Annotated in this window: 12 protein-coding genes; 2 read left to right on the forward strand and 10 right to left on the reverse strand. The window is 47.0% G+C overall.

Features of this window, described 5'->3' with window-relative positions; genetic code table 11:
* Positions 1–33: 33 nt before the first annotated feature.
* The 10 genes from I8U27_RS17510 to I8U27_RS17555 form a co-directional block, all read right to left on the reverse strand.
* Positions 34–945 (reverse strand): ROK family protein, encoded by a 912-nt coding sequence (locus tag I8U27_RS17510; protein ID WP_181754230.1) that lies wholly within the window; start codon positions 943–945, stop codon positions 34–36.
* A 170-nt stretch (positions 946–1,115) separates the two neighbouring features.
* The gene (locus I8U27_RS17515) at positions 1,116–1,679 is read right to left on the reverse strand and encodes a GNAT family N-acetyltransferase (RefSeq protein ID WP_181754232.1); all 564 of its coding nucleotides are present in this window, start codon (positions 1,677–1,679) and stop codon (positions 1,116–1,118) included.
* Positions 1,680–2,027: 348 nt separating this feature from the next.
* A complete protein-coding gene (locus I8U27_RS17520; RefSeq protein ID WP_181754234.1) occupies positions 2,028–2,651 on the reverse strand; it encodes an NUDIX hydrolase in 624 nt (207 codons plus the stop codon).
* 217 nt (positions 2,652–2,868) lie between these two features.
* Positions 2,869–3,570 carry a lytic polysaccharide monooxygenase gene (locus I8U27_RS17525; protein WP_181754236.1) on the reverse strand — a complete coding sequence of 234 codons (702 nt, stop codon included), beginning with the start codon at positions 3,568–3,570 and terminating at the stop codon, positions 2,869–2,871.
* Between the two features lie 556 nt (positions 3,571–4,126).
* The gene (locus tag I8U27_RS17530; protein WP_181754238.1) at positions 4,127–5,935 is read right to left on the reverse strand and encodes an IucA/IucC family protein; all 1,809 of its coding nucleotides are present in this window, start codon (positions 5,933–5,935) and stop codon (positions 4,127–4,129) included.
* A gap of 24 nt (positions 5,936–5,959) precedes the next feature.
* Complete coding sequence (locus tag I8U27_RS17535) at positions 5,960–7,339, reverse strand: lysine N(6)-hydroxylase/L-ornithine N(5)-oxygenase family protein (RefSeq protein ID WP_181754239.1); 1,380 nt, start codon at positions 7,337–7,339, stop codon at positions 5,960–5,962.
* Complete coding sequence (locus I8U27_RS17540) at positions 7,323–7,865, reverse strand: GNAT family N-acetyltransferase (RefSeq protein WP_445164674.1); 543 nt, start codon at positions 7,863–7,865, stop codon at positions 7,323–7,325. Before I8U27_RS17540 ends, I8U27_RS17535 begins: the two co-directional genes overlap by 17 nt.
* Positions 7,866–7,908: 43 nt before the next feature.
* Entirely contained in the window at positions 7,909–9,768 is a 1,860-nt protein-coding gene (locus tag I8U27_RS17545; protein ID WP_232345620.1) for an IucA/IucC family protein, read from the reverse strand.
* Positions 9,758–11,260, reverse strand: a complete 1,503-nt coding sequence (locus I8U27_RS17550; RefSeq protein WP_198065898.1) for a pyridoxal phosphate-dependent decarboxylase family protein — start codon at positions 11,258–11,260, stop codon at positions 9,758–9,760. The genes I8U27_RS17545 and I8U27_RS17550 overlap by 11 nt, the downstream gene beginning before the upstream one ends.
* A 5-nt stretch (positions 11,261–11,265) precedes the next feature.
* A complete protein-coding gene (locus I8U27_RS17555) occupies positions 11,266–12,654 on the reverse strand; it encodes an aspartate aminotransferase family protein (protein WP_181754241.1) in 1,389 nt (462 codons plus the stop codon).
* 181 nt (positions 12,655–12,835) lie between these two features.
* Here I8U27_RS17555 and I8U27_RS17560 point away from each other — a divergent pair, with 181 nt between their 5' ends.
* Both I8U27_RS17560 and I8U27_RS17565 read left to right on the forward strand, forming a co-directional pair.
* Positions 12,836–13,447, forward strand: a complete 612-nt coding sequence (locus I8U27_RS17560) for a GNAT family N-acetyltransferase (protein WP_181754242.1) — start codon at positions 12,836–12,838, stop codon at positions 13,445–13,447.
* Positions 13,448–13,479: 32 nt separating this feature from the next.
* Positions 13,480–14,472: an alpha/beta hydrolase gene (locus I8U27_RS17565; RefSeq protein WP_181754243.1), complete on the forward strand. Its 993-nt coding sequence runs from the start codon at positions 13,480–13,482 to the stop codon at positions 14,470–14,472.
* Positions 14,473–14,475: the final 3 nt, after the last annotated feature.

Genomic DNA, 14,475 nt, shown 5'->3' on the forward strand with positions numbered 1-14,475 from the left:
ACAACAAATCCTCTTCCTGTAGGTAAAATGATTTTACTCAGCCCGTTGCTGCATATAATGATAAAGTGCACCAAGCAGGTTGGCGTCGTTTTTGAAATGACACACTTCGATTACAGGTCTCACTTTGGCAAATTTCACGCGGGATAACAACAAAGCCAGCCTTCTTTCAATCTGTTCAATAAAGTCGTCCCGAGTGCTGATTGCGCCGCCGAGAATAATTTTTTCCGGGTCATATACATACTGGAGATTGAAAATTCCGTGCGCCAGGGTAAGATAAAACTGGTCAACCGCCTTTTGCGCCCGCACATCTCCATCCTCTGCCATAGCCAAAATTTTTTCGCCGCTCAGTTCGTGGACGCTTAATCCTGTTTCTTTTGCCACACGGCGAACAAGTGCACCGATTGAACCAATTTTGCTCCATGTTTTACATTCAACATTTCCATTTTCACTATGAATATCCATAATCATGTAGCCGAATTCCCCGCCGTGCAAATGTGCTCCTTTATGAATTTTGCGGTTTTTGACAACCGCTCCGCCAATTCCTGACCCTACCACAACAAACAATACATTCTGACTGTGTTTCGCTGCTCCCTTCCAGAGTTCACCAAGGGCCGCGCAGTTTGCATCATTCTCCAACTCCACCGGGAGGCCTGTTTCACCCTCAAATACCTTTTTAAAATTAGGGCCGTGAATGCACGGAAGAGCGCTGCTTCCCCCGATCACACCGCTTTCGGAGTCAACCCCGCCCGGGCAGCTCATGGCAATCCCGGCAATTTCGTATCTTTCTTTAGCCCGGTTGATCACCGCAAGCAGGTCATCTTTAAACTTTGCAAAATCGTTTCGTTCGGATGGAAATTTTCCTTTTTCCAAAAAATCCCCTGATTCATCCATGACGGCGTGTTTGACACTGGAACCGCCAATATCAAATACCATATAGCGATTCATGGTTTTTCACTCCTGACTATGAACGACGCGCTCATTTGTCCCGATATTGCCCTTGGCGTGAAGAAGCGGAACACACATCAACCGTATAACATTCACTTGCCCATGTTCCCGATTATTATACCATTTCAAAATCACTAACCGGTAAAATCAGAACTGCTCATGCCCAACAGTCATTTTATATTGGATTCATGTTCATCCGTTTCATTAATGATGGCGAGCACCTGATGGTCTTCCCATCTTCCGTTTATCTTCACGTTTTTCTTTGCGATGCCTTCTTTATGAAATCCCGCTTTTTCCAATACCCTCATTGACCGTGTGTTATGTGGCATAACCCCTGCCTCGATCCGATGAAGCTTCAATTCATTAAATGCATAAGAGACTGCCAGACGGACAGCTTCTGTCATATATCCTTTGCCGTTATGGTTTTTATCCAGATAATATCCGATAAAACAACTTTGCAAAGGTCCGCGCAATACTTCTGAAAGTGTAATATTTCCGATTAATTCGCCGGTTTCCGCCAGATAAATGCCAAATAAGTAATATTGATCCAGATCTTTCATTTTATTGTTTTTCCTGATTCGTTCCCGTTGACCTTCCAGTGTGTAGAAAGCATCATCACGTAACGGTGTATATGTTTGGAAAAAGTCCCGATTTCTCAATTCCAGACGCAACAACCCTTCTGCATCGGAGTCTTCAAGAATTTTTACAAAGATGTTGGTGCCTTTCATTTTCATCCGGGGTTCCTCCTTTTTGGCTGTTAATAAAAAAACACCACAGGCATTCCCTGTGATGTACACACCATGATATGTAAACCACAGGAAAGCGACCTGTGGCATTCGATCCCGCTTATTCCTGCTGGGATTCTAATCAAAGGATGTCAGGCCGCTTGCAATCCAAATTTGGACAGACTTCTCCCGTGATCAGAATCTTGAAAGAAAACGGCAGTCGAGTACCCAATTCCTTTGGACAAAGATCCTAGTGATCTCTTTTTCATATGAGTACCCTCCTTCCGTTGTTTTTCATTTATAGTCTATCAATTTTGATTCTGATATACAAACGATTTTATGGTTCCCATTCCCCGGTCATTCAATTGTCTTTTTGATCAATTTGATCACAGTCTCAAAATATGTATTTTCATGTGAAACAAAGCTGTTTTTGCCTGCCATCCGATGCAGGGGAATTTTTTCTCCGGCCTGATTCAATTCAAACCCTGCAACCGGAATTTCTTCTTTTTCTCCTGACCATAGTTCACAAAAGGCATTGAATTCAGCTTTTACAATTCCTGAAACTTCTTCTTTTTGGAGTTTGTAATCATTGATTGTTTTTTTATACGGATATAAGAAAACGTTGCATAATTCTTTATCAATAAAGTCCTCTTGTATGATACAATCTTTGATCACACCCAAAGGGACCAGCTCGTCATACGATACATCCATGCCCAGTTCTTCTTTCACTTCCCTTATTCCGTCACCGACTGTTTCATGGGCTAATATATGTCCGGCAACTGTAATGTCAAACAGGTTGGGAAAATCTTTTTTTAAATCACTGCGGATTTGAAAATAAATATAATCAATCCCCTTTTCTCTGCTGACAAACCAACAATGGAATGTTTCATGCCAATACCCGATCCTGTGTACTTCCTCACGTGTAGCCACCCCTGTTTGATTGCCATGTTCATCAAAGATTTTAAGTGTTTCATTTTCCATTATTTATTCCCCTTTGTTTTTAGAAGTTTTATCAATTGTAACATGAAGTTTTTTTTCTGATTCATCAAGCAAATGGATATAAGAAGAGAGGTTAACACGGGACAGATCAGGTTTTGACAGCGCTTGCAAAAAAAGAGACATCACTCCAGGATGTCTTATTCGCCGCCAGGGAATGGGGCAAAATCGTATTACGACTTGTTTTCTGCTTCATATTCTATCATTTGATGGAATTGATAGAACTTAACAGATTGATAATGCTTGGCATTTGTAACCCGAAAACCACATTGGGTTGAGCAGCGGGAGCCTGTACATTTGAAATGCTGTTAACCAGATTAACATCAATCGCCTGATAGAAAGCATTGCCGGTATCCGCAATTTCCCAGACGCCCAGAATCACATGGTAACCGGTACGGTCCGTCGGCACGTTACATGTATGAGTTACCGTGTTCGGCGGCCTTTTCCCGCCGTCGTAGTAATAGCAGAACTGTTCAAGATCGGCGCGGGCCAGTGGCTTGTCAGGGTTCCAGCCTTTCTTGGTAATGTAGTATTTCCATTCTTTTGTGCTGTGGGGTGCGGTTAGATACCATTTAAAGGTGTTGCTGCCTCCTTGCATGGTGACTTTATGCCAGCGATCCGCCGTTTGTACGTTAAGCTCCGGGAAACGGCTGGTGCCGGCGATTTGTCCATCCGGCGGACCGGATTGCGGGAATGATCCCGGCCCTTCTACACTCTGCGGTTCCCACTGGATCTGGCCGCAATTCTTGTTTATCCCCTGCTTGCACAAATAAGCGCGGCTTGCCGGTGACTCAATATAACCGTGAGCAGAGGCGCTCTCGGCGAACACCAGCATACCGGCTCCAGCCAGAAGCATCACCCCGCAAGCTGCAACCATTTTGCACCAGATACTTCGCAGTGCCATTGGATCGGCCTCCTTATCTGTAAATATTAAATATTCTATATATTATCATTTTATTATATATTGGTAAAGTTGTCTAGACCTTAATACATAATGAATAGAGATGTGTATGTGGGTTGAAAGATTGATTGAAAAACATACAGAAAGGATGTGCTTTTTTCGTGAAAGTGTGTAACTAAGGGGGGAGGCAGAATTCTGTCTCACTCCTGATCGGCGCCATGCAAGGAAGTGGAGATGGCAGCTCTAAAAGCTGCACAAGGGGCGTAGGCATTAGGGCAGGGAAGCGTGGGCAAGGAAGAGTTGCCTCACTTTTTCCCTTGATCCGTTTTTTCCGCTGGGTCGCTCGCCAAAAGGTCGCTCCCCAGAATTCTGCTTCCCCGGTATGATTTAAGCTTTCATGCCAAGGTTGTGTCACCCCGGTTCTGAGCAAGTCGTGATCTGGTTTTCTGCTTTTTACCAACTGTCTAAAAATGGCGTTGGGCAACCTACTCTTGCTGAACGTGGTTAGAGTGGGTTGCCAATGCTGTTTCGGTTGCAATTCAATCGCCGCTTAAAAACATTACACTTGTTTAAGGGATACTGCTGCCAGCGCGTTATTTACCTGCCCGTATTCAGACGCGTGCGGGCGGTCGTCATCGTCTGAATATCCGTAATCCAACATGCGGTTGCGGTTGAGGCAGAGTTTCGTAAACCTGGGTTTGAGCAAATCAAACAGTTGGTACCGCTCTTTCAATTCCGGAAAGCGCTCCTGATACTGAAGGATCGAAGTACGAACCTTCTGCCAGAATGCAGGTTCCGGATATTGATGATGGATTTCCAACAAGTTGGACAAATAACGCATATGGCATATAAACAGGCCGGTAAAAATAAATTGGCAAAGTCCTTCCGGCGGCTCACTGCGAAGCACCTTTTTCAGATCACCGGGTAATCCGGCCAGCTCCGGTAACGGATGTTTGCTGACGTTGACATCGTCAACAAAATCTTTCATGGCCAGGCGATGGGGGACAAAGTCCTTTAACACAAGGATGGTGTTTTGACCGTGAGGTGAAAAGACGACACCATACCGATATAAATAATGAAGCAGCGGAGGCAGCACTACATCGAATAAGTGGTTCAGCCATTCTTCCAGATCCAATCCCGACTTCTCTGCCAGTGCGGAAACAAATGGCTTTCCGTTTCCGTCTATGTGTAAAAGAGAAGCAAGCGTGATGGGCTTTTCCCCTTCATCTAAGCAGGAATAGATACTTTCACGCCAGATGCACCCTAACATCTCCAGGTACTGATAGGGGGCACCTTCAAGTTTTTCATAGTAGGGATGGTCAACATTGAGGCTGGCAATTTCACCGGGCAGGATCATGCGGCACTCATCCCGCAGGAAAGTGTCTTTTTCCCAAATACCCTTAATGTATTCGGTGATTTTGGGGGCCAGGACGGTTCTTTCTCCGGGCAGTCCCCGATAAACCAGTGTATTTAAAATACTCATGGGCAATTTAACATGGTGTTTGTTTTTGTGACTGGTATTGACAAATGTCCGTATCGATTGTTGCGGCAGATACCAATCTTCTCCTTTGCCAAGGGGAATGATATATTTCCGGGCGAGTTCTTCGGCAAAAAAAGGTACGATATAGTTATTCCATTGCCATTCATGGACCGGGAGCAGGTAATAATCGCCGGCGTTTAACCCCTGGCCGGATAATGTTTGTTTAAAGCGGAGATAAGTTTCGTCACCAAGCTCCCCACGTACCAATTCATCATGATTGATGTTTGGTACGGCGTGAAATTCCGCCCGCTCCTTGTGAACAGCCACCCATGCAAATTGGACCGGCTTTTTTTGCTCGGGAGCATACGCCAGATAATCATCATAACCAAAGCCGATTCTCCCTTTATTGTAGGTAATCCATGGATGTCCTTCCATTTCCCCTTCAAGCTCTGCATAATCCAGTTCTGTCAGGTCAACATCCCGGTTGTGTTTTTTCTCTAAAATATGGGCGTCCGCAATCAACGTTTGATTATACTCCCGGATCAGATGGCCGGCTGTCATGGAAGTCATGCCAATGGTACTCCGGAGATCGAGGAGAAACTGGATCGGATTGACGGCTTTTGCGGATGAGCCGTCTTGATGGCGCCTGATGGTTTCAGGGAAAACCCGGTAACTGTCAAACAGGCGCTTTTTTGCCCGGAATGTATATGCAACCCCGTTTTGCAGCGCCAGCTGGTAAGAATCTGCCTCATCGTTCGTTTCAATCTTTTCGGGAGTAATAATTTCTTCATACATAAATTCCGAAATCATTTTTGTTAACAGATTTAAGGAGACTGTTTCCCATGTCTCTGGGTGAAAAGCGTTGTGAAGGGATAGGGTACTGTTCATGTTCTGTCACTCCTCTGCATTTGCTTAGCGTAAAAGGCTTGTCTGCTGAAGGAAAGCAGCAGGTTCCTGCTCTGATTCCGGTACACCAAATTGCTGGTATACATTGCGGTCATGAACCGGGTAAATATCCCGGCCCGTCAACGTATTGATGATGACCGAATTACGGTATGCTCCCAATCCCAGGTCAGGAGCGCCTACCCCATGAGTGTGCAATTCACCGTTTTGCACAAAAATCATGTTGTCCGTATCTTCGTTTAAAGCGAGCCTGTAATCGGACTGAACCACATATCTGCCCCCGGAATCCCAGCGAATCAAAGAGGATAAGCCGGAGATACATTCGGGTATCCTGTGCTGATACCCTGTAGCCAGGATCACAACCTCGCTGTCATGCGTGAATCGCTTTGCTTGTTCCCGGTGCAGACAATGCAAACGGTATGTGGGATTGCCTTCTGTTTTCAGCGGCTGAATCTCTTGTACTTCCGTTTGAGCCAGCAGACGGGCAGGGATTTCCTGTTCCCCCACTGTCCGCTCATAGAGAAGATCATAAATATCCGCGATTGTTTTTGCGCTGATTCCCTTATATAACAAGTCTTGTTGACGCAAACGGTTATCTCGTTGATGCTGCGGCAGGGAGTAGAAATAGCTTGTGTAATCCGGGGAGAAATGCTCCAATCCCAGCTTTGAATACTCCATCGGGAAAAATCCGTCTGATCTGGTGAACCAGTCCAGCCGATATCCGTATGATATTTGCTCCTGCAACAGGATATAAAATACTTCTGCGGCACTTTGGCCTGAACCAATCACTGTAATGGACTTTGCTTTTCGGCAACGGTCCAGACGGTCTAAAAACCGGGCCGAATGGAATACATCCTCAGCAGGAAGCCCTTTAAAACGCGGGTGTAGATGAGGAACACTTCCCACTCCCAACACCAGATGCCTGGTCCGGTACACCAGAGTTTCCCCGGTATGAGTGTCAGTGGCTTCAACTTGGAAATAGCGCCTCCGCTGGTCATGAATCCACTCAATGTGTGTGACCTTCTGCCCGAAACAGCAGATATCCAGCTGCTCCGAAACCCACTGGCAATAATGGTTATACTCTCTGCGCGGGATATGAAACCGTTCCAGAAAGTAAAAATGGTACAATCGATTCCGTTCTTTTAAGTAGTTTAAAAAACTGTAACGGCTGGTGGGGTCAGCCATGGTAACCAGATCGGCCAAAAAAGGAACCTGCAGGGTGGTGCCCTCGATTAACAGCCCCGGGTGCCAGGCGAAGCGGGGTTTTTGTTCCAGAAATAAAGCTTTGACCTCCGGAGCCCCGGCCAGCATGGCGGCAAGCCCGAGATTGAATGGCCCCAGGCCGACACCGATCAGGTCGAGGATTTCTTTATCACTTTGCGTTGCCATGATTCCAACTCCTTAAAAATGGCTCCCGGTAGCAGTACATCAGAGCGGCACGTTTATCCGGAAGATCAATTGCTTTTTGAAACTCAAATCCGCACTTTTTAAAGATATGGATCATTTTTTCGTTTCTGATGTCAGGTTCGGCCACCACTTTTTCCGTCCTGTTATGGTGGAACAGCCGGCGGGTGATTGTCCTGAGCAGGGGGGAGGCATATCCTTTGCCCAGAAAAGCAGGCGGGCCGATTAGCAAATGGACTCCCTGGTCATCAGGGTGAAAATCATAATATTGGGCCAGAATGTCATCCTTCACCCAGTAGGTCTCCCAGTAACTCATCGGAGTCCCGTCAAGCGAACCGATATAAAGAGTCTGATGCGGGTCCGCCAGGAACTTGCGCAGATGCTCCCGATATTTTGCAAAGGGAATATTTAAGTTCCAGTAGGGGATGACATGGGGCTCATGCATCCATTGGTGAAGCCTTTCCAGATCACGTTCCAAAGTCACCGGACGGAACGAGATCCGCTTCCCGATGGCCGGGTCAAACATTTGAAACCCCTCGGCGGTTTGCGGCGATTCAGGATGTTGCCATTTCATGGGCCGACCTCACCTCTTTTAAGAACGGATTGGGTATATGTACATATACCGATTGGCTTTCCATCGGTCCCGTTAATTCATCCAGATCATACAGGCGGGTCAATAAATTACCTTTGCATGGAAGTGTTTTTTCTTCCAGCAGGCTTGTGATCAGAGCAGAAGGTTCCCTGTTATCCGGTTTCAGTTGTTGCAAGAAGCTTCGCAACACCTCCAGCAAGTCGCTTTCCCTGGCCAGGCCGAATACTCCAAAAGCATTGATCAGCCCCAGCAGATGATTGATAAAGAAGTAATAGCGAAGCCGCTCATCAGCTACTGCGTCAGCACAGCGTGTCTGGCTTTTCTCGTTGATTCCCGGCAGGATGCGCTTCAATTGCGGGAAGGTGGACTCGCAGTAGTAATAGCCCTGGTTATCGCGATAGTAAAATTGCCGGGGATATCCTTCGCAAAGTTGCACCAGACTGTTTTGCTGGTGGGCTTCCAGAGCAATTCCAAACTTTAGATAAAGCCACATCACGGGTTTAAAAGAGAGTTCCAGATACTGGCGGAACCAGTCTTCGCTCACTTCCTGAGTGGTACGGCCTTCCTGACTTGCCAGATCAGTAATCAGATTTGCCAGGCGCGGCTGATAACCGGGCATTGCATCCTGACATAATCCGGCAATGAGTGTCACGTTTTGGCTGTTTTCACCCATAAAGGGATTTTCGCGAAGGACCAGTTCAAAGCCGGACTCTTCCGATCCGGGTACAGCTATTGTGATAAATGCCGGATCTTTGATAATGTGGAAATCCGGAAATCGCTCTTTTAACTCTTTTCCAATCTCACTGTCCAGAATCCGGGCAACCTCGACTCCCCGTTCCAATTCTTTATATTTGTTTAGGCGTACTGAGTTGGTAATCTTTATATTCACAGAGCATTTAAACATAAAGCGGGACTCAGGATGATACAAGGTGCGCAAAGAAGAAGTGGGATAATATTCCCTTCCCTGAATACCCAGATCGACAAGTAATCCCTCTTCCATCAGCTTCCGAATCTCCGGTTTCCGCAGTAAATACTGGGCTTGTACCGGATGAACGGGAAGGATGGAGGTTTCATCCGCCTGGCAGTATTTCTTTTTAAAACTTTCGCTGATTTCCGGATCAGACAGGATTTCCTCTTTGATCAGTTGTGTTGTCTTTTTGGGCAGATTTGACTGCTCCCGGACAATGGAGCGGTGCGCCTGGAAATAATGCAACGGGAAGCTCCCTTTCTGTTCGGGAGAACAGACAGATTGTTCAATATCTGAAAGGCCCTGGCGGCTTTTGGGCGTGGGATGCAAAAGATGCCCGAAGATTAAGGACTGTTCCGTGCCCAGGAAGTCAAAGTGAGTGTCATATAACGCATGCGCCTCCTGTTGCCGGTTGGAAACGTAGGACTCAATATGCCGGCAGCTTTGTATCACACGGAAGATCAACTCATCCGGATACGAAGAAATGCCGCGGGATACTGATAATTCTTTGATGATGAGCGTGACCAGGGTAACATAATCCAACTCGTTCGGTATTTCCGATCCCCCGCTGAAGTAATACAGCGGGAAACAGAATAAATGCCGGTCAGTTAAAGACCAGTATTTAACCGGAGCAATGATTTCCATCCGGTGGTGCGGCAGATCACATACGACAAAATGATCTGCCCGGACAGCAGAAACCTCCGATAAACCGGGCTTTATTTCATATAGTTCTTCTCTGGGCAATAATTCATAGTTGCCTGTTTCCCGGAGATAACAGTTCAAAAAGCTTTGCATGCTGGCCTGTTCGGCGATTTTCTTCGGCATTTTCTCAATGTCTCTCCTTTCATGCTTCATATTGGGAGCCTGCCTGTTTCACTTGATCCAGAATACATTTCACATCTGACAGCGTGATGCGCGGATTGAGCATGGTAAGCTTTAGGCAATACATCCCGTTAACCTTGGTTTGGGCCAGTACAACCTTTCCACTGTGAAGCAATGAGCGGCGAATGGCGCGGTTGATTTGATTTTGCCTGGGAAGCTGTTCAGACCCCTCCGTCTTCTTGCAGGGAAGATAACGGAATACAACCGCATTCAGACTGGGATGGGGATTGATCAGTTGCAAACGCGGGTCATCAGTAATCATCTGCGCGGCTGCCTGAGCGATATCCAGGGTGTGATCAATCATCCCGGCAAATTGTGAATGCCCGATCACCTGCATGGAAACAAACAGTTTCAGCGCATCAAACCGCCGGGTTGTCTGGATCGATTTGCCGACCAGATTGGGGACTCCCAGAAGCTCATCCTCTTCCGGATTTAAATAGTCTGCATGTGATTTCAGTAAATCAAAGCAGGTGGCATCTTTGACCAGGAAAGCACCGCAACTGACCGGCTGGTAAAATAACTTATGAAAATCCACGGTGATCGAATCTGCGGCTTCAATCCCGTCTAATTGATGTTTGTGTTGATCACTTAGGATTAAAGCTCCTCCATAAGCAGCATCTACGTGCAACCACAACCCAAATTGGCGCGCCCGGATTGAACACTCGTGTAACGGGTCAATGCTGCCGAAATCGGTTGTGCCTGCTGTCGCCGCCAGGGCAAAGGGCATCAGTCCCTGTGACCGGAGATAATGCAACTGTTGATCCAGGTGGTGCAGACATATGCGGAAATTCTGGTCTGTACGGATCTTGATGACGGCATTTTCCCCCAGACCTAATAATGCTGCCGCCTGCTTCACGGTAAAATGAGCGGCTTCTGAGCATAAAATGCGCATTTTGTTTGCCTCTGCCGGTAAACCTTTCTCCTTTACATTCCAGCCGAGCCGTTCTTTCAAAAAACGGTCTCTGGCTAACAATAATCCCATCAGATTGGACTGGGTCCCGCCGCTGGTAAATACTCCGTCACCACTCCGGCCGTCGCCATAAAACAGGCGGCACAGCCAGTGAACAATCTTTTCTTCTAACATCGTTGCGGCTGGGCTTTGATCCCAGGAGTCCATCGATTGATTGGCGGCGCTGATCATTGTTTCCGCGGCCAACGCGGCTGTAAGCGGAGGACAGTGAAGATGAGCGGAGCAAGCCGGATGATGGACCGCGACAGAATGTTTCAGAACGGCTTCCCCTATATATTTCAAGACATCTGTCAGATCCTTGCCTTTCTCCGGACAGATTTCTTCCGTTTCCAGGAGAGAGGCCAGTTCTTCAACCTGAATCCCGCTAAAAGGCTGTGGTAAGGTAGCGAAGTTTTTATAGAGTACATCCTGTGCCAGATTTATGGCCTGGCGGTATGAACTCCACGCTTCTGCAGAGCCGTTTAAAAAATGCGCGCAAAATTTGGATTTTTCCATCACGTTCATTCCTGTTTATTAACCCTCCATGATGCGGTCTGAACCATTTTCTTCTCTGCAGCCTGCACAGCTTCTGCAAAGATATGGCAAATCTGATCAACCTGTTCCGGTGTGATAATCAATGGCGGCAAAAAGCGGACAACACTTCCGTGGCGGCCTCCAAGTTCCAGAATTAATCCTCTGTCAAAGCATTCTTGCTGAATTTGGCGGGCCAGCTTCGGATCAGCAGGATAACTTCCAAGTGAGTCAGGCCGGAGCCGGGTATTCACGATTTCCACTCCAATCATTAATCCTCTGCCGCGGACGTCCCCGATCAACCCGTAATCTTTTTGAACCGCTTTGAGATGGGACATCAGCCGTTCCCCCATGCAAGAGGCGTGTTCATCGATCCTGTTGTTACGAATAAAACGAATGGTGGCGAGACCGGCGGCCATGGCCATCTGGTTTCCACGGAATGTGCCGGCATGTGCTCCGGGTGACCATTGATCCAGCGATTCATCGTATATCACTACGGCTAAAGGCAAAGAGCCGCCAATGGCTTTGGATAAGACCAGAACATCGGGAACGATTCCGGAATGCTCAAAGGCAAACAATTTTCCGGTTCTACCCAATCCGGTCTGGACTTCATCCACGATCAGAGGAATCTCACGCCGCCGAGTCATAGTGCGAATATTGCGCACCCACTCATCCGGGGCGGGAATGACTCCGCCTTCGCCTTGCACGATTTCCATAATCATGCCTGCAGGAGTGGTGATCCCGCTTTCCGGATCGTTCAGCACATGCTCAATATACTGGCTGCAGATCTGTTCGCCCGTTTTTCCGCCTTGCCCGAAAGGACAGCGGTAGCTGTATGGATAGGGAAGAAAATGGACATCAGACATCAACCCGGAAACAGGCTCTTTCGGACCCGTATTTCCTGTCAGACTCAGAGATCCGTGTGTCATCCCGTGGTAAGCTCCCTGATAGGAAAGGATACTGCGGCGTCCGGTTGCTGTTTTCACGATTTTGAGCGCCGCTTCTACTGCATCTGCACCGGCGGGCCCGCAAAATTGAATTTTGGCTCTGGACGCAAATTCTTTTGGTAAGCTGTTAAATAATTCTTCCACAAACTCTTCCTTCACAGGAGTGGTGATATCAAGGGTATGCAGAGGAAGTTTCTTGGTCAGGACTTGCTGGATCGCCTCGATAACAACAGGATGGTTATGGCCCAGAGCCAATGTCCCTGCCCCGGACAGACAATCAAAGTAAGTTTTTCCCTCAACATCTTTGACTGTAATGCCCACAGCTTCCTTGATCGCAATCGGAATGCGGCGGGGATAGGAACGGGCGTTAGACTCCCGGCGTTCCTGACTGGAAAGATAATGCTGATTGTTTAATACCTGGGCTGGACTCATTGATTACGCCTCCTGATAGATAATGATAATCATTATCAATATTCGGCACTAATATATCATTGAACGATTAGTCTGTAAACAGTTTTATCAAAAATAACTAAAAAATTAATTGCTATTGATAATCATTTTCATTTATTATATGGGTGTATAAATGTACAGAAAGAGGTGGCATTTAAGCGTAATGAGAGAAACGAATCGTTCCCGGAAAAGCAAAGATCTTCTGTTTTACTCTTATGTCCCCGACCTTCAACAAACAATCTCTGTGAGATATCTGTCATACGAGAAGGATTTGCTCCTTCTCCATGAATGGATGCAGTCTCCCCATATTGCTCCCTTTTGGCAGTTAAATATTCCATTGGAAGAGTTTAAATCATACCTGACCAGATCCTTAAATATGCAGCACCGGACGCATTACCTCGTTTTTCTGGATGATATGCCGGTCAGCTATATGATGTCTTATGTAGTAAAAGAAGAGCTGATCCGAGATTACTATGAATATGAGGAAGATGATATCGGCGGACATTTCGTCATTGGACCCCGATCATTTTTAAGTCCGGTTTATATTATCCCTATTGTCCGCAGTATGATAACGTATTTATTTAAAAATAGAGGTGTAAACAAGGTGGTTGTAGAACCGGACGTTCGGAATCGAATTGTGGTCCCTGCTTTGAAGCAATGCGGATTTAAAGATTGCGGCCGTATCCAACTACCACACAAGAAAGCTTACTTGATGGTTTGTGACCGGAATGATTTTAGCCACTGGCAGCCCATTAACTGCTATGATGCACACTGATTTCATAAATAAGTTGCAAATGGTGAAAGGATATGGCAATTGACATTCAAGTACAACAGGTCTTAAACAAGATTTATACGAGAATGAGTGAATTAAATCATCCGCCTTTGGAACAGTTAACCCCCGGCATGTCCCGCTATTATTTTCAAGAGGGAAGGAAATTTTTCGCGAGAGTGCCAGTGGCAGGGGTTCGGGTGGAAGATCGACGGATTTCCCGAACCGCCCCCGATTTGCCAATCAGGATTTATTCACCGGACGGACGGGGGCCGTTTCCGGTACTTGTATACTTTCACGGGGGTGGCTGGGTGCTGGGAGACCTGGACAGTTCAGATGATATATGCCAGGCCATCGCAAAAAGATCCCATTGTGTTGTCATCTCGGTCGGTTACCGTCTTGCCCCGGAACATAAATATCCCGCCCCCGTTCACGATGCGTTTGACGCGATTTGCTGGGCCTTTGAACACATTGAACTTCTGCACGGCGACCCCATGCGGCTGGCCGTAGGCGGGGAGAGCGCCGGTGCAAACCTTGCGTGCGCCGCCGCGCTTAAGGCGAGTGAAATCAAAAGCCCGCCGCTTTTTTGCCAGCTTCTGATCACCCCGGTGACACATTATTCATTTAACACAAAATCATATCGTACAGGCGGAAGCCGAAATTTAACAAGGGAACGAATGATTTGGTTTTGGCACCATTATTTGCAGGACCCTGCACAGGGATTAGAGCCGTATGCCTCACCGTTACTGGTTAAAAATCCGGGCAACCTGCCGCCGGCCTTGATTGCGACGGCTCAATATGACCCATTGAGAGATGAAGGGGAGGCGTATGCAAACCTGCTTCGCAAACATGGAGTGAATGTCACCTATTTTTGTTTTGCAGGATTGGTGCACAGTTTTGTTCACATGGCCGGAAATGTGGAATTGGCCAAAAAAGCGTTTGAGAAAATAACAACTGCCTTCTTTCAAATGTTGCACATGCCGGAAAGAAGGGGCATTCCACGTCGTTCCGTCCCCTCTTTACAACGGTGATTG

The sequence above is a fragment of the Paenactinomyces guangxiensis genome, assembly GCF_016055185.1.
GTDB classification, from domain to species: Bacteria; Bacillota; Bacilli; order Thermoactinomycetales; family Thermoactinomycetaceae; genus Paenactinomyces; species Paenactinomyces guangxiensis.

Excerpts from the sequence above, each read along its gene's own strand:
- I8U27_RS17510 (WP_181754230.1), bottom strand. The coding sequence starts at position 945 with ATGAATCGCTATATGGTATTTGATATTGGCGGTTCCAGTGTCAAACAC.
- I8U27_RS17515 (WP_181754232.1), bottom strand. The coding sequence starts at position 1,679 with ATGAAAATGAAAGGCACCAACATCTTTGTAAAAATTCTTGAAGACTCC.
- I8U27_RS17520 (WP_181754234.1), bottom strand. The coding sequence starts at position 2,651 with ATGGAAAATGAAACACTTAAAATCTTTGATGAACATGGCAATCAAACA.
- I8U27_RS17525 (WP_181754236.1), bottom strand. The coding sequence starts at position 3,570 with ATGGCACTGCGAAGTATCTGGTGCAAAATGGTTGCAGCTTGCGGGGTG.
- I8U27_RS17530 (WP_181754238.1), bottom strand. The coding sequence starts at position 5,935 with ATGAACAGTACCCTATCCCTTCACAACGCTTTTCACCCAGAGACATGG.
- I8U27_RS17535 (WP_181754239.1), bottom strand. The coding sequence starts at position 7,339 with ATGGCAACGCAAAGTGATAAAGAAATCCTCGACCTGATCGGTGTCGGC.
- I8U27_RS17545 (WP_232345620.1), bottom strand. The coding sequence starts at position 9,768 with ATGAAGCATGAAAGGAGAGACATTGAGAAAATGCCGAAGAAAATCGCC.
- I8U27_RS17550 (WP_198065898.1), bottom strand. The coding sequence starts at position 11,260 with ATGGAAAAATCCAAATTTTGCGCGCATTTTTTAAACGGCTCTGCAGAA.
- I8U27_RS17555 (WP_181754241.1), bottom strand. The coding sequence starts at position 12,654 with ATGAGTCCAGCCCAGGTATTAAACAATCAGCATTATCTTTCCAGTCAG.
- I8U27_RS17560 (WP_181754242.1), top strand. The coding sequence starts at position 12,836 with ATGAGAGAAACGAATCGTTCCCGGAAAAGCAAAGATCTTCTGTTTTAC.
- I8U27_RS17565 (WP_181754243.1), top strand. The coding sequence starts at position 13,480 with ATGGCAATTGACATTCAAGTACAACAGGTCTTAAACAAGATTTATACG.